Here is a 17,340-nt window from a genome sequence, read left to right as displayed (position 1 = left end):
CTGCAGGGGGGACCCTGTGGGAGAGTAGGACGCCGCCGAACTAATTTTGATCGGGAAACCCCCGCACCTTATGGTGCGGGGGTTTTCTGCGTTCTGGGGTCGTGGCGAAGACTTAGGGTCGGGATATGCGATACGACCTGGTCATCTTCGACAACGACGGCGTCCTGGTGGACAGTGAGCCGATCTCCAACACCATCCTGGCCGGCTATCTGACCGAGCTCGGGTATCCCACCGCGTACGAAGACTCCTTGCGTGACTACATGGGCGCTGCCATGCATCGCGTACACGACCTGATTCTTGAGCGGAGTGGTGAGCGGCTGCCCGCCGACTTCGACGAGGTCTTACACGGGCGGGTGTTCGCCGCCTTCGAGCGGGAGCTGCGGCCCGTGGAAGGGGCCGTGGAGGTCCTTGAGAAGCTCGCCGCCGACGGGGTGCCCTACTGTCTGGCCTCGTCCGGGAGCCATGAGCGGATTCGGGTCGGGCATCGGAAGACTGGGCTCGACAGGTGGTTCGACGAGTCCCGGGTCTTCAGTTCGCAGGACGTGGGGCGGGGGAAGCCCGCGCCCGATCTCTTTCTGTATGCCGCCGAGCGCATGGGCGTCGCGCCGGAGAAGTGCGTGGTCGTGGAGGACAGTCCGCTCGGGGTGCGTGCTGCCGTGGCCGCCGGGATGGATGTCTACGGGTTCACGGCCATGACGCCCGCGGAGCGGCTCGTGGGCGCCACCGGACTCTTCGCGGACCTGCGGGACTTGGCTGACCTGCTCGTATGACGCGGGCAGCGGGGCGGGGCTGACAATTGTCACTGCCAGGTCCGGACGATCGTTTCTGTCGGGGGACAGGGGCCGACGGCGAAGCTGTGTGTGTCGCGAAGGAGTCGCGAACGGCACGTACACAGCTACGACGGAGGAACCCGATCATGAGCCAGCTCGCTGCCGAAGCCCCCGCCACGGTCACCCCGGCCGCCTCCGCCTCCGCCGCGGGCGCGGGCGCGAAGGCCCGTAAGGCGCGGATCGAGTCGCTGAAACCGCTCGTGCTGGACGCGGTCGTGCCCACCGCCTCGTACTACCTGCTCAGCAAGGGGTTCGGGTTCGGCACCATGGCGGCGCTCGGTTGGAGCAGTGTGGTGCCTGCCGGGCGGACGGCGTGGGGGCTGGTCAAGGAGCGGCGGGTCAACGGGCTCGCGGCGCTCATCCTGACGGCCAATGTCGTGGGGCTGCTGATGAGCCTGATCGCCGGTGATCCGCGGCTGATGCTCGCCAAGGACAGCGGGATCACCGCGACCGTGGGGATCGCCGTGCTGCTGTCGGTGGCGGCCGGGCGGCCGCTGATGACCGCTGCCCTCAAGCCCTGGGTGACCAAGGGGGATGCCGGGCGGACCGCGGCCTGGGAGCGGCTGAGTGCGGAGCGGGGGCGGTTCGCGCGCCTTGAGCGGATGTTCTCCGTGGTGTGGGGCGCGGCGCTCCTCGGGGAGGCGCTGCTGCGGGTCGTGGGGGCCTATACGTTGTCCGTCGACACCATGGTGTGGCTGGGCGGGGTGATCGCGGCGGTGACGATCACGCTGACGGTCGTCGTCAGTGGCCGCCTGGCCGTCGAGCCGATGGAGAAGATGGTCCGCAAGGCCGCCGGGGCCTGCTGAAATTGGTTGAGTGATCCATCTACCCACGGGTAGTCCGGGGCCCTACGCTCTGCAGCCATGACCGATGAGCTGCGGCGCGGCAGGGCCTCGCTGGCGTTCGCGTTCCTGGTGCAGGGAGCGACCTTTGCCCTGCTGGTGACGCGGATTCCGGCGATCCAGGATCGCTACGGGATATCCGACGGGCTGCTGCCCGTCTTTCTCGCGGCGGTGCCGATCCTGGCGGGTGCCGCGAGTGTGGCCACCGAGCAGCTGGTCAAGAGGGTGCCGCCGAGTGCGGTGCTGCGGTGGTCGCAGCCTGTGGTGCTGCTTGCGCTGCTGGGGGTGGGCGCGGGGGACGCGCTCTGGCAGGCGGCTGCGGCGCTCGGGGCGTTCGGGCTTGCGGTGGGTGCGCTCGACGCGTCCATGAACATGCTCGGGGTGAGTCTGCAACGGGCCTATGGGCGCAGCATCATGCTCGGGTTTCACGCCGCGTACAGCCTGGGCGGGATCGTCGGGGCCTCGCTGGCCTGGGTCGGGGCGCACTGGGATCTTCCGCTCCTCGTCTCCTATCTGCCGGTCGTGGTGGTGTTGCTGCCGGCCGCGCTGATCGGGAGCCGGTGGTACGTCGATGCGGCGGCGGAGAAGGACGGTGCGGGTGCCGGGGCGGGCAAGGAGGGCGGGACGGTCGTCTTCAAGGTGCTGTTGCCGCTCTGCCTGGTGATGACCTTCGCGTACATCGGGGACTCGACCGTCTCCAACTGGAGCGCCAAGTATCTGCAGGACGTCCTGGGGAGTTCCGAGGACGTCTCGACGGTTCCGTACAACGTCTACATGGTGATGACGCTGGTGGGGCGTGGGCTCGGGGATCTGAGTGTGCGGCGGTTCGGGGCCGTGGCGGTGGTGCGGGCCGGGTCGGTGGTGGCCGCGCTGGGGTTCGCGGTCGTGGCGGTGGCGCCCGGGGCGTGGGTCGGGATCGCGGGGTTCACGGTGCTGGGGCTCGGTCTGTGCGTGGTTGTTCCGCAGACGTTCGCCGCGGCGGGGCGGCTGTTCCCGGGGGCTTCGGATGCGGCCGTCGCGCGACTGAATATCTTCAACTATGTGGGATTTTTGATCGGTTCGCCGTTGGTGGGCGGGCTCGGGGATGCGTGGAACTACCGGGGCGCCATGGTCGTTCCTCTGGTGTTGGTCCTCCTGACCTTGCTGTACGCCCGTTCCTTCGCCCCGGGAGCGGACCGGTACGGTGACGGGCATGAGTGGCCGCGCACAGCTGATGTGGGACGAGGCAGTAACGGGCTATGACTTCGGCCCGGGTCACCCGATGGACCCGGTCAGGCTCGGGCTGACCCGGAGCCTCATCGGCGCCTTCGGGCTCGACCAGGAGCTGGATGTGGTCGCGGCCAAGCGCGCCGGTGACTCGACGCTGCGGCTCGTGCACCGCGGGGATTACGTGGACGCGGTCAAGGCGGCCTCCGCCGACCCGGGGTCCGCGCTCGGGGAGTACGGCCTCGGTACGGAGGACGACCCCGCCTTCGCCGGGATGCACGAGGTGTCCGCGCTCATCGCCGGGCAGTCCGTCGGCGCGGCCGAGGCGGTGTGGCGCGGGGAAGCGCTGCACGCGGTGAACTTCGCGGGCGGGCTGCACCATGCGATGCCCGGGGGTGCCTCCGGGTTCTGCATCTACAACGACGCCGCTCTTGCCGTCGCCCGCCTCCTTGAGCTGGGCGCCGAGCGGGTGGCGTACGTGGATGTCGACGTGCACCACGGCGACGGCGTCCAGGCCGCCTTCTGGGAGGACCCGCGGGTCCTGACGATCTCGCTCCACGAGCATCCGCGCACGCTGTTCCCGCAGACGGGGTGGCCCGAGGAGACGGGTGCGGACGGCGCGGCGGAGGGGTCCGCGGTGAACGTCGCGCTGCCGGCCGGTACCGGTGACGCGGGATGGGTGCGGGCCTTCCACTCCGTGGTGCCCGAGTTGCTCGCCGAGTTCCGGCCGCAGGTTCTGGTGACGCAGCACGGTGCCGACACGCACTTCGAGGATCCGCTCGCCCACCTCGCCGTATCGCTTGACGCGCAGCGGGCCGTGCAGGTCGCCTGTCACGAGCTGGCCCACCAGTACGCCGACGGGCGCTGGGTGGCTCTGGGGGGCGGTGGGTACGCCGTGGTGGATGTGGTGCCGCGGTCGTGGACGCATCTGGTCGGGATCGCCGCGGGGCGGCCGGTCGAGCCCGCGACGGCCGTGCCCGAGGCATGGCGGCAGGAAGCCTTCGCGCGGACACAGCAGGTGGCGCCGGGGCGGATGACGGACGGGCGGTGGCCCGTGGACTGGCGGGGGTGGGAGTCGGGGTACGACCCCGCGGACCGGCTCGACCAGGCGGTGATAGCCGCTCGGCGGGCGGCGTTTCCCTTGCGGGGCCTGCTGGCATAGCGCGGGCGTAGGGGTCGGCAGGGGGCTATCCCCGGCCGAAGTTCGGGGCGTATTGTGCCCGCGTTAGCCCAACTGTGGGGGTTTTCCGGGGTTTTGTGGGTTCGGGGGTGGTCGATGGGCCAGCATCGGCAGCGTGTTGAGCACCGGCGCCCTGCGTGCGCATCTGTTGGCGGCCCGGCTGGCCGGGCCCGTGGCCACCTCGCGGGAGCAGAGCCTGCGGAGCTATCGGCTCTTCGCGGCCCGCGACCCGCGGATACTGCTCGGGCTCGACCCCGAGTGGAGTTGGGGCCCCGGTGACCTGCTCGGGCTGATGGCGGACAAGTGCGGGGTGTCCGCTGATCCGGCGCTCACCACGGGGGCCGATGTCATCGATCCGGAGCGGACGCTGGCGGCGCTCGACGCCTTCGCGGAACGGCTCGCGGACGCGGCGCGGCAGCGGCTCCCGGTCCTCCTCGGGACGGGTCATCCGCACCGTCTGCTCGGCTTCTACGCCGCGTTGGCGGACGCTTTGTCGGCGGCGGGATGCCCCGTCCTCACCCCCGCGCAGGGCAGCAGTGTCGACATAACGACCCGGTTCGGCCTACGCACGTACAACCTTGACTACGTACAAGGAGTCGCGCTGGTGCGCGAACCCGGCGCGCGTCCCGCCGGGAGTGAGACCGGCGCACACACCCACTCACCACTGCCGGTTCGGGCCGCTCTGGATGCCGCCGCGGAGGCCGGCGGACCGCTTCCAGGGTTGGTCGTAGGGGACCACGGATGGGTCTGCGGGGCAGGTCAGCTGGGGTTCGAGGCGATCGGCCTGGCGGATACGGATGATCCCGCGCTGTTCGTCGGAGAGGCTGAGGGGCGGGTGTCCGTCGTCGTTCCGCTTGATGACGCTGTGCGGTCTGATTACTACCGACCGCTTACTCGCTATGTACTCAATCGAGCGTGTCTGTCACAGTAGGCGGCCGATGGCTGCTCCTCTTCCCCACTCGCATCATCCGCCCCTAGTCTGGGGAGTGAGCGCATAGCGACGAAGAGTCACCGGAAGGGGAAGCCGGTGCCCGTCATGTGCGGAAGGTTCAGGTGGGGTGTCATGGCTGCAGACCAGAGGCCGCTGAACGAGGTTCAGTTTCTGACCGTGGCGGAAGTCGCCTCGGTGATGCGAGTGTCCAAGATGACCGTGTACCGGTTGGTGCACAGCGGTCATCTGCCCGCCATCCGGGTCGGAAGGTCCTTCCGGGTTCCGGAGCAGGCGGTTCACGAGTACCTCCGCGAGTCCTATGTGGGGGTCGAAGCAGGTTGAGCGAGGGGCCTCAGGGCCCGTCGCGGCAGGGGGCATGGCCCCTCGATTACGTCCCTCACGCGGGGACGGGTAGGCTAGGCCGACGTAGGTCGTGTGGGCCCAGTCTGCTGCCCCGCACCGAGTGAAGAGAAGTGAGCGAGGGTAGTCGTGGGCTCTGTTATCAAGAAGCGGCGTAAGCGGATGGCCAAGAAGAAGCACCGCAAGCTGCTGAAGCGCACTCGCGTTCAGCGTCGCAACAAGAAGTAAGCGGCCGCTGCAACAGCGTGTACCGAAGCCCTCCCGTCATCCGACGGGAGGGCTTCGGTGTTTTCGGCCGTCTCTGGGTGCACGGACATCACACCGCAACGTCCACCCGCTAGCGTGGGCCGCAACACAGCCGACACCGCGCGGCGAGGGCTGAGGGTTGGGGAAAGGCAGGCGCTGATCTTGGGCAAGGTCGTGCTCGTGACCGGAGTGGCCCGGCAACTGGGCGGACGGTTCGTCCGGCGCATCCAGCGTGACCCCGATGTCGACCGGGTGGTCGCCGTCGACGCGGTCCCGCCCGAGCACCATCTCGGCGGCGCCGATTTCGTCCAGGCCGACATCCGGCAGGCCACGATCGCCCGGGTGCTCGCCGAGCACAGCGTGGACACGGTCGTGCACATGGACGTCACGGCCACCGCGCTCGGCGGCCGTGGGGGCGGGCGCGGCGCGGTCAAGGAGACCAACGTCATCGGCACCATGCAGCTCCTCGGGGCCTGCCAGAAGTCGCCGACGGTGAAGCGGCTCGTGGTGAAGTCGAGCACCAGCGTGTACGGCTCCGCGCCCAAGGATCCCGCGGTGTTCACCGAGTCCACGCCGCCCAAATCGCTGCCCAGCGGTGGCTTCGCCAAGGACATCGTCGAGGTCGAGGGCTATGTGCGGGGCTTCGCACGGCGCCGCCCGGACGTCGCGGTGTGCGTGCTGCGCTTCGCGAACATCCTCGGCCCCGCCGCCGAGTCCCCGCTCGCCGAGTACTTCTCGCTCCCGGTCCTGCCGACCGTGTTCGGCTACGACCCCCGCCTGCAGTTCGTCCATGAGGACGACGCGGTCGAGGTGCTGCGGCTCGGCTCGCACGAGCCCGAGCGCTCCACGCTCAACAGCGGCACGTTCAACATCGCCGGAGACGGCCAGCTGCTCCTGTCCCAGTGCTCGCGGCGGCTCGGCCGCCCCACCGTGCCGGTGCTCCTGCCGGCCGTCACCTGGGTCGGCTCGGCGCTGCGCACGGTCGGCATGTCGGACTTCTCGCCGGAGCAGATCAGGCTGCTCACGCACGGCAGGGTCGTGGCCACCCGGCAGATGCGCGAGACACTGGGGTTCAGGCCGAAGTACACGACCGCGGAGGCCTTCGCGGACTTCGTACGCAGCCGGGGCCCCGGGCTGCTGCCGCCAAGTGCCCTCGCGGGGGCAGTCGACCGGATCGCCGCGCTGCCCCTCGCGGGCGGCAACCAGAGCGCCAACTGAGGAGAGCGTCAACGATGGCGGACGCCAAGGTCATTCCGTTCGACGACGACCGGTCGCGCGGGAGCGCGCAGCGTGCGGCGCGCCGCAGGTCGGCGCCCCGGCGCGCGGGTGATCCCGTGGCCGGTGTGCAGGCGCTGCCCGGCCAGCAGGACGCGCCCCGGAACGGGCAGCTCCAGGACGGGCAGCCCCAGGACGGGCAGCAGGGCGGTGAGCCGCAGGCGGCCCGATCGGAACCGGCGGGCCGGGCGCCGGAGCCGCGCGGCGGTGGCAAGTGGGACCGGCGCGTCGCGGGGGGCCTGGCCTTTCTGCGGCGGCGGCTGACCGGTGAGTACGAGGTCGACGACTTCGGTTACGACGAGGAGCTCACCGACCAGGTCCTGATGTCGCTCCTCCGCCCCTTCTACGAGAAGTACTTCCGGGTGGAGGTGAAGGGCATCGAGAACATCCCCGCCGACGGTGGGGCGTTGATCGTCGCCAATCACTCCGGGACGCTGCCGCTGGACGGCCTGATGATGCAGGTCGCGGTGCACGACAACCATCCGCAGGGTCGGCATCTGCGGCTCCTCGCCGCCGACCTCGTCTTCATGCTGCCGGTGATCAACGAACTGGCCCGCAAGGCCGGGCACACCCTGGCCTGTGCCGAGGACGCGGAGCGGCTGCTCGAGCGGGGCGAGCTGGTGGGCGTGATGCCGGAGGGCTTCAAGGGGATAGGGAAGCCGTTCAGCGAGCGGTACAAGCTGCAGCGGTTCGGCCGCGGCGGGTTCGTGTCGACGGCGCTGCGCACGGGGTCGCCGATCGTGCCGTGCTCGATCGTCGGGGCGGAGGAGATCTACCCGATGGTCGGCAACGCGAAGACGCTGGCGCGGGTGCTCGGCTTTCCGTACTTCCCGATCACGCCTACGTTCCCGTGGCTCGGTCCGCTGGGCGCGGTGCCGCTGCCGACGAAGTGGACGATCCAGTTCGGGGAGCCGATCCCGACGGACGGCTATCCGCCGGAGGCGGCGGAGGATCCGATGCTGATGTTCAATCTGACGGATCAGGTGCGGGAGCAGATCCAGCATTCGCTGTACAAGCTGCTCGTGCAGCGGCGGTCGGTGTTCTTCTAGGCGTCCCGCACGCATCCAGGAGTCCTTTACGCATCGGGGCGCCCTCCCCGCCAGGAGGGCGCCCCGATCTCGTACCGACGAGGACTATTTCGCGTCCTCTCCGTCGACACCCAGCTCGGGGAGCAGGCCGGGCAGGAGCGGGGGCAGGGTGACGTCCGGCTTGGCCGGGAAGCCGCCCAGGCCGGGTTTGCTCTTGCCGTCCGCCGGGGGCGGGGTCGTCTTCTTCTCGTCCGGTGGGTCGAGAAGGCCGCCCGTCGTGCCGCCGAGGAGACCGTCGTCCTTGCTGTGCGAGGTGGTCGGCTTGGGCTTGCTGTCGTGGCGGGTGTCACCGCTGTGCGAACTGCCGCTGCCCGAGGGGTGGGAGGGACGTCCGTCGGACGTGTCGGAGCCGCTGGGGCTCTGAGGTGTCCGGCCGGACGTGCCGCCCCTCTCCGGGGCGCGGGGCAGCAGGGAGCGCAGCGGGTCGACCTCTTCGTCTATGGCGTCGAAGACCGAGCTGACCTCTTGGCCCACGTCGCCCAGCTGGACGGGGAGGCGGCCCTGGAGGTCGCTCCACGCCTCGCGGTGCGAGCGGGAGAACGCGGACAGTGCCTGGATGGGGCCCAGGGAGCCGTCGCGTTCGTAGGCCTCGAGGAGCAGGCGGTGGCCCTCGGTGGCATCGTGTCGCATGCCGGAGAGGGCTCGTCTGACCTCGCCGAGGGACTCGTGGTCGAGGGTGCTTGTGCGGCCCCGTTCCATGAGTCTGCGGGCTTCGTTCAGCCGGGTGGACGCATGGTCGAGGTAGAGCTGGCCGCGGTCGGTGTCGTCGTCGGCCAGGCCCAGTTTGAAGTCCTCCATACCGCGCTTGAGGCCGTACAACGAGTCGCCGGGCAGGGCGTCGGAGCTGGCGGCCGCAACTCCGCCGAACGCGCCCGCGGCGACGCCGACGGTGAGGCCGCCTGCCGCGATGCCCTTGGAGAGACGGGAGCGCGGCCGCAACTTCCGTAGGGCGCCCGCTCGATGAGCACCCTTGCGGGACCGCTGCTCGGGCACCGATGGACTGTTGCCCTCGAGAAGCATGGCTTCCATCGCGGCCACGAGCTGGGCGCGCTGGACGACCTTTACCTCGGGGTCGAGGGCGGGCTTGGGCAGCGCGTCTAGACCTTCCGTCAGGGCCAGCATGTGGCCCTGCCCGGTCGGTTCGGAACGGGCCGCGGTGGTTTCGGGGGACTCCACGGATGCGGCCGCGGGTGCGGATGTGGGCGCGGAGTCCTCGGACTGCTCGGCCGCCGGACCCTGGTCGGAATGATCCTCCAGGGCCTGGGCGAAGGCGTTCGCCCGCCGGTGGGCCGATACGTTCGCGATCACTGGCGGCACCTCCTCTCGTCAAGACGGTCGACTCCCCAGGGGGTCCTGAGGGTTGCATGTCCTGACCATTTCCACACGATCGAGTGAGCGGAGCCAGTCAGGTAGCGACCACAGGGAGCCTGCATCCCGCACAACGAGCGTCGCGGCACTTGGGTTACGGACGGAGGATGATCGGACCGCGACAAGTCCGCGGCGGCCATCTGGCCGCCACGGAAGGTGAGTTGGGGATCACGGAGCATGACAGGGCATGACGGAGAGGTGTTGGCGTCGTCGGCGGGACTAGCGGACGTCGTCGGGCAGGAGGCGTGCGAGGGTGCGTACCGCGCGGTACTGGAGGGTCTTGATCGCACCTTCGTTCTTCCCCATGACCCGCGCGGTCTCGGCGACGGAGAGGCCTTGGAGGAAGCGCAGGGTCACGCACTCCTGCTGCTGGGGGTTGAGGCGGCGGACGGCTTCGAGCAGTGCCGCGTTCGAGAGGGACTCCAGGACGGAGTCCTCGGGGCTGCGCTCGACCTCGTTGGCGTCGAGCATTTCGCCGGTGGTCACTTCGAGGCGGAAACGGCTTGATTTGAAGTGGTCGGCGACCAGGTTGCGAGCGATCGTGACCAGCCAGGCGCCGAAGTCGCGGCCCTGCCAGGTGAAGGTGCCGATGCGGCGGAGGGCGCGCAGAAAGGTCTCACTGGTGAGGTCCTCGGCGGTCGCCTTACCGCCCACGCGGTAGTAGATGTAGCGGTAGACCGTGTCGCTGTACTGGTCGTAGAGGCGGCCGAAGGCGTCGGACTCGCCGGCCTGCGCGCGTTCGACGAGGTCCATCATGCGGGCGCTGTCGCTGTCCGCGGCGGGACGGCGTGGGGTGGGGGCAGAAGTGGCGGCAGCGGCGCCGGAGCGGGACCGTCTGCTGACTGCCGCACCGCCGTTCGCCAGGGCATAGCACGGCCCGGCGGGTGCGGGGACGGCGAGGGCGGGGACGGCGGGGACGGCGTACGCGGTGGGGACGAAGCCGCGCAAGCGGTCGATGACCGTTGCGCGCAGCGTAGCCAGGCCCGAGGCGTCAACCCCGACGTGTGGGTACACGGGACTCCCAGAGGCAGAGCTTCCATCACGTGCAGTACGGGACCGTTCACCCGTCGTAGCGACGTGTGGGGTCCCTTATGCGTCTGAGGAGAATAACGCTTCGTACAGGCAGCGCTACACCCAGTTGCTCAAATCATCGATTACGTCGCTTCTGTAACCGATTGACGCCCGCTCAAGTACCGGAGAGTGACCGTTTATTGATCGATTGGGTTCACATTCCGTGTCGGCGTGAGGCGTGTTGTGGCCGAGTGCTACCGGCGTGACTGGCGGGAGCCGGGGCGGGGTAGAACCGACGGAATGCTCGGGCCGCGCGACGCGGAGCGGGGCGGCAGTGGCGGCCGGCGGCGGTGGCGGCTGGCGTCAGTGGCGGCTGGCGTCAGTGACGGCGGCGGTGCAGGGCGATGGCCGCGGCGGCGCCGCCCGCGAGCGCGCCGACGCCGGCGGCGGCCGGGATGCCGACCTTCGCGGCCTTGCGGCCCGTGCGGTAGTCCCGCAGCCGCCAGTCCCGTTCCCGCGCGTGCTTGCGCAGTTTGGCGTCGGGGTTGATCGCGTAGGGGTGCCCGACGAGCGAGAGCATCGGGATGTCGTTGTGCGAGTCGCTGTACGCGGCGCAGCGGCCGAGGTCGACGCCTTCGGCGGCGGCCAGGGCGCGGACGGCCTCGGCCTTCGCGGGGCCGTGCAGGGGCTCGCCGACGAGTTTGCCGGTGTAGACGCCGCCGATGGACTCGGCGACGGTGCCGAGCGCGCCGGTCAGGCCGAGGCGGCGGGCGATGACCGTGGCGATCTCCACCGGGGCCGCGGTGACCAGCCAGACCTTCTGGCCCGCGTCGAGGTGGGCCTGGGCCAGGGCACGGGTGCCCGGCCAGATGCGCTCGGCCATGTACTCGTCGTAGATCTCCTCGCCGATGGACATCAGCTCGGCGACGCGGTGGCCCTTGACGATGGAGAGGGCGCTGTCGCGGGCGTCCTGCATGTGCTCGGGGTCCTCGACGCCGGCGAGCCTGAACCAGGCCTGCTGCCAGGCGAACCGGGCCAGTTCCTGGCGCTCGAAGAACTTCCGCTTGTACAGGCCGCGGCCGAAGTGGAAGATCGCGGCGCCCTGCATCACGGTGTTGTCGAGGTCGAAGAAGGCGGCGGCCTTGTCGTCGCCGACGACGGGGAACTCCGGTTCCGCCGGGGTCTCGTCCACCGGGGCCTCGTCAGCCGCGGCCTGCGCCGCCAGGCTTTCGAGCTCCTCCTGCTCCTGGGAGGTCTTGCGCGCTGCCTCAGCCGAGGCCTCGCCTGCCAACACGCTCCGCGCCGTGGCGGAGCGCCTACGGGGGGTGAGCCATCCGAGAGCGGCCATGTCGTGAGCATAGCCAGTCTGTTCGGCGGTTCCGGAGTTGGGAGGATTCGGGCCCGTGAACTCTCCGCGTCGGCCGGGCGAGAATAGGGGGCATGAGCCCGATTTTTCGTCGTAGCGGCGGTCGTACGGAGAAGAAGAAGCCGCAGGAGCGGCTGGTCACCTTGATCGGGAAGCCGGGGTGCCATCTGTGCGATGACGCACAGTCGGTGATCGAAAAGGTCTGCGGGGAGCTCGGCACTCCGTGGGAGAAGAAGGACATCACGCGGGACGAGGAGCTGCACCGGGCCTACTGGGAGCAGATCCCCGTGGTCCTCGTGGACGGGGAGCAGCACACTTTCTGGCGCGTCGACGAGAACCGGTTGCGGCGTGAACTGACCGGGTAGCCCCGGCACCTACTGACCGACCAGTCCAAAGTGCCCGCAAATTGGATTACGCTTTGGGGCGGTTTTGGTCTCGGGGGCGATGATCGTGAGGAGAGTGTGCGGTTTTGCCCCCATCAAATGAGCAACGATGTCGCCCGCGCGCCGGTTCCACGCATGCGCGCCGGGGGCGCGTGACCCCGGTCACGTTGGCCGGGCAAATCGGACACCATCTTTGTGCACGCGTTCACAAAGACATAGCCTGCATTCGACGGGGCGGTCTGGGGACGAGTGACCGCCTGCAGCCCCGCTCTACCCGCAGGAGCACCGTGGCAACTGGCCGAACTCACCGACCGGCGACCCGCAGCCGAGGAATTCCCGAGGCCACCGTCGCCAGGCTTCCGCTGTACCTCCGAGCCCTCACCGCACTGTCGGAGCGCTCGGTGCCCACGGTCTCCTCCGAGGAGCTCGCGGCCGCCGCCGGGGTCAACTCCGCGAAGCTGCGCAAGGACTTCTCGTATCTCGGTTCCTACGGGACGCGCGGCGTCGGCTATGACGTCGAGTATCTCGTCTATCAGATTTCCCGTGAACTCGGTCTTACCCAGGACTGGCCGGTTGTCATCGTCGGCATCGGTAACCTCGGCGCCGCGCTCGCCAATTACGGCGGCTTCGCGTCCCGTGGTTTCCGGGTCGCCGCGCTGATCGACGCCGACCCGGCCATGGCGGGCACGCCCGTCGCGGGCATGCCGGTCCAGCACTCCGATGAACTCGAGAAGATCATCGAGGACAACGGCGTCTCGATCGGCGTCATCTCGACGCCCGCCGGGGCCGCCCAGCAGGTCTGCGAGCGGCTCGTCGCCGCCGGTGTGACCTCCATCCTGAACTTCGCGCCGACGGTCCTTTCCGTGCCGGACGGCGTCGACGTGCGCAAGGTCGATCTCTCCATCGAGCTGCAGATCCTCGCCTTCCACGAGCAGCGCAAGGCCGGTGAGGACGCGGCCCACGAGGGTCCCGTACCGCCCGTACCGGCCAAGCAGCAGCGCAAGGGACCCGACGGGGACGTCCCCGCCGTGATGCCGGCATGAGTCTCCTGGTCGTGGGGCTGAGCCACCGCAGTGCTCCGGTGAGCGTCCTTGAGCGGGCCGCGCTGTCCGCGGACGCGCAGGCCAAGCTCCTGCAGGACACCCTCGCCGCCGAGCCCGCCGCCGAGGCGGCCGTGCTCGCCACCTGCAACCGCATCGAGCTCTACGCCGACGTGGACAAGTTCCACGCGGGCGTCGCCGAGCTCTCCACGCTGCTCGCACAGCACAGCGGTGTCGGTCTGGAGGAGCTCACCCCCTATCTGTACGTCCACTACGAGGACCGCGCCGTCCACCACCTCTTCTCGGTGGCCTGCGGGCTGGACTCGATGGTCGTCGGCGAGGGGCAGATCCTCGGACAGATCAAGGACGCCCTGGCGCGCTCGCAGGAGCTGCACACCGCGGGCAAGCTCCTCAACGATCTCTTCCAGCAGGCCCTCCGGGTCGGCAAGCGCGCCCACTCCGAGACCGGCATCGACCGGGCCGGGCAGTCGCTCGTGACGTTCGGGCTCGAGCAGCTCGCCGCGCGCGGCCCCGTGGAGGCCTGGGCCAAGGGCAAGCGGGTCCTGGTGATCGGCGCGGGCTCCATGTCCTCGCTGGCCGCGGCGACGCTCGCGCGCGCCGGTGTCGAGGAGATCGTCGTCGCCAACCGCACCCTTGAGCGGGCGCTGCGCCTCGCGCAGATCCTGGCGGAGTCCGGTACCGGAGTGACGGCGCGCGCCGTTCCCATGGGCGACGTGGCCGATGAACTGACACGTGCCGACGTGGCGGTGTCCTGCACCGGTGCGACCGGTCTCGTCCTTACGGCCGAGGCCGTCGCCGCCGCGGTGGGCGGGGCGACGCCGCCGCCCGCCGTGCGCGACGCCCTCGCGCCGTCCGCGGACCCGGCGGCTCCCGCCACCGGCGGCGACGCCACCGCGTTCGCACAGCACGCCGAGTGGCTGGAGAAGGCGCGGGGCCGAGGCCCGGCGCGGGCCGACGCGCCGGACGGCGACGCCTTCGACGTCCGTACGACGTCGCTGGCCCTGCTCGACCTGGCCATGCCGCGCGACATCGACGCGGCCGTGCACCGCATCGACGGGGTGCGCCTCGTCGACATCGAGTCGCTCGCCGAGGCGTCCGCGGACGCCCCGATGGCCGACGATGTGGAGAAGGTCCGCGGCATCGTCTCCGACGAGGTCGCCGCCTTCGGCGCGGCGCAGCGCGCCGCGCACATCACGCCGACCGTGGTCGCCCTGCGCACCATGGCCGCCGATGTGGTGGCCGGTGAGATGGCGCGTCTGGAGGGCCGGCTGCCGGGCCTCGCGGACAAGCAGCGCGCGGAGATCACGCAGACCGTGCGCCGCGTCGTCGACAAGCTGCTGCACGCGCCGACGGTGCGGATCAAGCAGCTGGCGAGCGAGCCCGGCGGCGCCGGGTACGCGGACGCGCTGCGCACGCTCTTCGACCTCGACCCGCAGACGGTCGCGGCGGTCAGCCGGGCTGACCACATGAACAACGAGAACGACGACCCGAATCGAGGCCGGGCATGACCGAGAAGGCCCTCAGGCTCGGGACCAGGCGCAGCAGGCTGGCCATGGCCCAGTCCGGCCAAGTGGCCGAGGCGGTGCAGGAGTTGACGGGGCGACCCGTCGAGCTCGTGGAGATCACGACGTACGGCGACACCTCGCGCGAGCACCTCGCGCAGATCGGTGGCACCGGTGTCTTCGTGGCCGCCCTGCGCGAGGCCCTGGCCCGCGACGAGGTGGACTTCGCCGTCCACTCCCTCAAGGACCTGCCCACCGCGCAGCCCGCCGAGCTGACCCTCGCCGCGGTGCCGCCGCGCGAGGACCCGCGCGACGCGCTGATCGCGCGCGACGGGCGGACCTTCGCCGAGCTGCCCGACGGCGCCCGCGTGGGTACCGGTTCGCCGCGCCGCATGGCGCAGCTGAACGCTTACGCGCGTAGCCACGGCATGACCATCCAGACCGTGCCGATCCGCGGGAACGTCGACACCCGCATCGGATACGTGCACAAGGGGGAGCTCGACGCCGTCGTGCTCGCCGCCGCCGGACTCAACCGCGTCGGCAGGTCCGACGAGGTGACCGAGCTCCTGTCGGTCGACACTGTTCTGCCCGCCCCCGGCCAGGGGGCACTGGCGATCGAGTGTGCCGCGCACAACGCGTCACTCGCCGCCGCGCTCGCCGAGCTCGACGACCCGTACACCCGGGCCGCCGTGACCGCCGAGCGGTCCCTGCTCGCCGCCCTGGAAGCCGGTTGCAGCGCGCCCGTCGGCGCGCTGGCCGACCTCTTGGCCGACGGGCAGATTGTCAAGGAAATGCGCCTGCGCGGCGTCGTCGGTACGACCGACGGCTCGACGCTGGTGCAGCTGTCCACCACCGGTCCCGTGCCCGAGACGGAGTCCCACGCCACGGCGCTGGGCCGCGAACTCGCTGCCGAGATGCTTGCCAAGGGCGCGGCCGGTCTGATGGGGGAGCGAGCACTTTGAGCCCCACCTCGAACCTTCCAGGCCTTCCCGCACACGGGCACGTCACCTTTCTCGGTGCCGGTCCCGGAGATCCGGGACTGCTGACCCTGCGCGCCGTCGAGGCGCTGGCCCGAGCGGATGTGCTGATCGCCGAGCCTGATGTGCTCGACGTCGTCCGCGTGCATGCCAGGGGAGGTGTGGACACACCCCAGCCGACAGCTGACGACACGTCAATGACCGCCGACGCGACGCCGTTCCGAGCTGCCGCCAATCTTGTCATGGCGGCCGCGAAGGGCGGCAGGCGGGTCGTGCGTGCGGTGAGCGGCGACCCCGGCCTCGACACGTACGCGGCCGAGGAGATGCTCGCCTGCGCCGCCGAGGGCATCCCCTTCGAGGTCGTGCCGGGCATCGCGGCCGCGGTCGGTGTGCCCGCGTACGCCGGTGTGCCGCTGCGGGACGCGCAGGGCACGGACGTCCGCTTCGTCGACGCCCGTACCGCCTCCGACCGCTGCTGGAGCGAGGTCGGCGTGTCCGACGGGACCGTCGTGGTCTCGACGGCGCTGGACTCCGTGGCGGCCGCGGCCGGTGAGCTGGTGGCCGCGGGCCGCAAGCCGGACACCCCGATGACCGTGACCGTGGCGGGTACGACGACGCGCCAGCGCACCTGGAACGCGACGCTCGGCACCATCGCGCAGGTCCTGAAGCAGGCGAAGGTGCTGCCCTCGCCCGACGGGGGCCAGCCCGTCATAGCCGTGGTCGGCGAGCGTTCCTCCGCCGCCCAGCGCGACCAGCTTTCGTGGTTCGAGTCGAAGCCGCTCTTCGGGTGGCGCGTGCTCGTGCCGCGCACGAAGGAGCAGGCGGCCTCGCTCTCCGACCAGCTGCGTTCGTACGGCGCCGTGCCGCACGAGGTGCCGACCATCGCGGTGGAGCCGCCGCGCACGCCCCAGCAGATGGAGCGCGCGGTCAAGGGCCTGGTGACAGGACGGTACGAGTGGATCGCCTTCACGTCCGTCAACGCCGTCAAGGCGGTGCGGGAGAAGTTCGAGGAGTACGGGCTCGACGCGCGCGCGTTCGCCGGGATCAAGGTCGCGGCCGTCGGTGAGCAGACCGCCGCCGCGCTGATCGCCTTCGGTGTGAAGCCGGACCTGGTGCCGAGCGGTGAGCAGTCGGCCGCCGGTCTCCTGGAGGACTGGCCGCCGTACGACCCGGTCTTCGACCCGATCGACCGGGTGTTCCTGCCGCGGGCCGACATCGCCACGGAGACGCTGGTCGCCGGTCTCATCGATCTCGGGTGGGAGGTCGACGACGTCACCGCCTACCGGACGGTGCGGGCGTCGCCGCCGCCGGCGGAGACGCGCGAGGCGATCAAGGGCGGCGGCTTCGACGCGGTCCTGTTCACCTCGTCGTCGACCGTGCGGAACCTCGTCGGCATCGCCGGGAAGCCGCACAACGTGACCGTGATCGCGTGCATCGGTCCCGCCACCGCGAAGACCGCGGAGGAGCACGGGCTCCGGGTGGACGTGATGGCTCCCGAGCCCTCGGTCCACAAGCTCGCGGCGGCGCTGGCGGAGTTCGGCTCCGCACGGCGTGCGGCTGCGCTGGAGGCGGGGGACCCCGTTACCCGTCCAAGTGAGCGTCGGCCGGGGTCTCGTCGGCGCCGTACTGCTCCGTAGGTACCTTTGGGTGGGCGCCTCCCCACTTGGTGCTCTGCACCGGGGGTGTGCCCACCGGGTGCCAAGCGGTAAGAGGT

At 70.5% G+C, this 17,340-nt stretch carries 17 protein-coding genes; 14 read left to right on the top strand and 3 right to left on the bottom strand.

From position 1 onward, the window contains the following. Positions 1-125: 125 nt before the first annotated feature. From ABZ953_RS34185 to ABZ953_RS34145, 9 genes are all read left to right on the top strand, one after another. On the top strand, positions 126-770 hold the full coding sequence (locus ABZ953_RS34185; RefSeq protein WP_361732464.1) for an HAD family hydrolase: 645 nt from the start codon (positions 126-128) through the stop codon (positions 768-770). Between the two features lie 146 nt (positions 771-916). Next, positions 917-1,636: a VC0807 family protein gene (locus ABZ953_RS34180; RefSeq protein ID WP_361732461.1), complete on the top strand. Its 720-nt coding sequence runs from the start codon at positions 917-919 to the stop codon at positions 1,634-1,636. 57 nt (positions 1,637-1,693) lie between these two features. Continuing rightward, positions 1,694-2,914 carry an MFS transporter gene (locus ABZ953_RS34175; protein ID WP_361732459.1) on the top strand — a complete coding sequence of 407 codons (1,221 nt, stop codon included), beginning with the start codon at positions 1,694-1,696 and terminating at the stop codon, positions 2,912-2,914. Beyond that, positions 2,865-4,040: an acetoin utilization protein AcuC gene (locus ABZ953_RS34170; RefSeq protein ID WP_361732456.1), complete on the top strand. Its 1,176-nt coding sequence runs from the start codon at positions 2,865-2,867 to the stop codon at positions 4,038-4,040. The genes ABZ953_RS34175 and ABZ953_RS34170 overlap by 50 nt, the downstream gene beginning before the upstream one ends. A gap of 133 nt (positions 4,041-4,173) precedes the next feature. Next, positions 4,174-4,989, top strand: coding sequence for a phosphatase (locus ABZ953_RS34165; RefSeq protein ID WP_361732453.1), 816 nt, complete (start codon positions 4,174-4,176; stop codon positions 4,987-4,989). 132 nt (positions 4,990-5,121) lie between these two features. Then, entirely contained in the window at positions 5,122-5,331 is a 210-nt protein-coding gene (locus ABZ953_RS34160) for a helix-turn-helix domain-containing protein (protein WP_157869005.1), read from the top strand. A 147-nt stretch (positions 5,332-5,478) separates the two neighbouring features. Further along, positions 5,479-5,577 carry an AURKAIP1/COX24 domain-containing protein gene (locus ABZ953_RS34155; protein WP_003948845.1) on the top strand — a complete coding sequence of 33 codons (99 nt, stop codon included), beginning with the start codon at positions 5,479-5,481 and terminating at the stop codon, positions 5,575-5,577. 180 nt (positions 5,578-5,757) lie between these two features. After that, positions 5,758-6,813 (top strand): NAD-dependent epimerase/dehydratase family protein, encoded by a 1,056-nt coding sequence (locus ABZ953_RS34150; RefSeq protein ID WP_361732450.1) that lies wholly within the window; start codon positions 5,758-5,760, stop codon positions 6,811-6,813. 14 nt (positions 6,814-6,827) lie between these two features. Beyond that, positions 6,828-7,919 (top strand): lysophospholipid acyltransferase family protein, encoded by a 1,092-nt coding sequence (locus ABZ953_RS34145; RefSeq protein WP_361732447.1) that lies wholly within the window; start codon positions 6,828-6,830, stop codon positions 7,917-7,919. Positions 7,920-8,003: 84 nt separating this feature from the next. Here the strand turns inward: ABZ953_RS34145 and ABZ953_RS34140 are convergent, their stop codons facing one another. The 3 genes from ABZ953_RS34140 to ABZ953_RS34130 all read right to left on the bottom strand — a co-directional run bounded on the left by ABZ953_RS34140 (position 8,004) and on the right by ABZ953_RS34130 (position 11,685). Beyond that, positions 8,004-9,266 carry a DUF5667 domain-containing protein gene (locus tag ABZ953_RS34140; RefSeq protein ID WP_361732444.1) on the bottom strand — a complete coding sequence of 421 codons (1,263 nt, stop codon included), beginning with the start codon at positions 9,264-9,266 and terminating at the stop codon, positions 8,004-8,006. A gap of 279 nt (positions 9,267-9,545) precedes the next feature. After that, on the bottom strand, positions 9,546-10,340 hold the full coding sequence (locus ABZ953_RS34135) for an ECF subfamily RNA polymerase sigma factor, BldN family (RefSeq protein WP_361732441.1): 795 nt from the start codon (positions 10,338-10,340) through the stop codon (positions 9,546-9,548). A gap of 376 nt (positions 10,341-10,716) precedes the next feature. Then, positions 10,717-11,685 (bottom strand): HAD-IB family hydrolase, encoded by a 969-nt coding sequence (locus ABZ953_RS34130; RefSeq protein WP_361732438.1) that lies wholly within the window; start codon positions 11,683-11,685, stop codon positions 10,717-10,719. Positions 11,686-11,777: 92 nt separating this feature from the next. Here ABZ953_RS34130 and ABZ953_RS34125 point away from each other — a divergent pair, with 92 nt between their 5' ends. The 5 genes from ABZ953_RS34125 (at position 11,778) to ABZ953_RS34105 (ending at position 17,263) form a co-directional block, all read left to right on the top strand. Continuing rightward, positions 11,778-12,068: a glutaredoxin family protein gene (locus ABZ953_RS34125; protein ID WP_361732435.1), complete on the top strand. Its 291-nt coding sequence runs from the start codon at positions 11,778-11,780 to the stop codon at positions 12,066-12,068. A 305-nt stretch (positions 12,069-12,373) separates the two neighbouring features. After that, positions 12,374-13,129 carry a redox-sensing transcriptional repressor Rex gene (locus ABZ953_RS34120; protein ID WP_361732432.1) on the top strand — a complete coding sequence of 252 codons (756 nt, stop codon included), beginning with the start codon at positions 12,374-12,376 and terminating at the stop codon, positions 13,127-13,129. Next, positions 13,126-14,655, top strand: coding sequence for a glutamyl-tRNA reductase (locus ABZ953_RS34115; protein WP_361732429.1), 1,530 nt, complete (start codon positions 13,126-13,128; stop codon positions 14,653-14,655). The genes ABZ953_RS34120 and ABZ953_RS34115 overlap by 4 nt, the downstream gene beginning before the upstream one ends. Continuing rightward, positions 14,652-15,611, top strand: a complete 960-nt coding sequence (gene hemC, locus ABZ953_RS34110) for a hydroxymethylbilane synthase (protein WP_361732426.1) — start codon at positions 14,652-14,654, stop codon at positions 15,609-15,611. Before ABZ953_RS34115 ends, hemC begins: the two co-directional genes overlap by 4 nt. Next, positions 15,608-17,263, top strand: a complete 1,656-nt coding sequence (locus ABZ953_RS34105) for a uroporphyrinogen-III synthase (RefSeq protein ID WP_361732423.1) — start codon at positions 15,608-15,610, stop codon at positions 17,261-17,263. The genes hemC and ABZ953_RS34105 overlap by 4 nt, the downstream gene beginning before the upstream one ends. Positions 17,264-17,340: the final 77 nt, after the last annotated feature.

Origin of the sequence: Streptomyces sp. NPDC046465 (assembly GCF_040646035.1) — a bacterium.
GTDB lineage: Bacteria > Actinomycetota > Actinomycetes > Streptomycetales > Streptomycetaceae > Streptomyces.
This window is presented reverse-complemented; position numbering and strand designations above follow the sequence as displayed.

Coding starts and splice junctions, on each gene's coding strand:
- ABZ953_RS34185 (WP_361732464.1), top strand. CDS start 126: ATGCGATACGACCTGGTCATCTTCGACAACGACGGCGTCCTGGTGGAC.
- ABZ953_RS34180 (WP_361732461.1), top strand. CDS start 917: ATGAGCCAGCTCGCTGCCGAAGCCCCCGCCACGGTCACCCCGGCCGCC.
- ABZ953_RS34175 (WP_361732459.1), top strand. CDS start 1,694: ATGACCGATGAGCTGCGGCGCGGCAGGGCCTCGCTGGCGTTCGCGTTC.
- ABZ953_RS34170 (WP_361732456.1), top strand. CDS start 2,865: ATGAGTGGCCGCGCACAGCTGATGTGGGACGAGGCAGTAACGGGCTAT.
- ABZ953_RS34160 (WP_157869005.1), top strand. CDS start 5,122: ATGGCTGCAGACCAGAGGCCGCTGAACGAGGTTCAGTTTCTGACCGTG.
- ABZ953_RS34145 (WP_361732447.1), top strand. CDS start 6,828: ATGGCGGACGCCAAGGTCATTCCGTTCGACGACGACCGGTCGCGCGGG.
- ABZ953_RS34130 (WP_361732438.1), bottom strand. CDS start 11,685: ATGGCCGCTCTCGGATGGCTCACCCCCCGTAGGCGCTCCGCCACGGCG.
- ABZ953_RS34125 (WP_361732435.1), top strand. CDS start 11,778: ATGAGCCCGATTTTTCGTCGTAGCGGCGGTCGTACGGAGAAGAAGAAG.
- ABZ953_RS34115 (WP_361732429.1), top strand. CDS start 13,126: ATGAGTCTCCTGGTCGTGGGGCTGAGCCACCGCAGTGCTCCGGTGAGC.
- hemC (WP_361732426.1), top strand. CDS start 14,652: ATGACCGAGAAGGCCCTCAGGCTCGGGACCAGGCGCAGCAGGCTGGCC.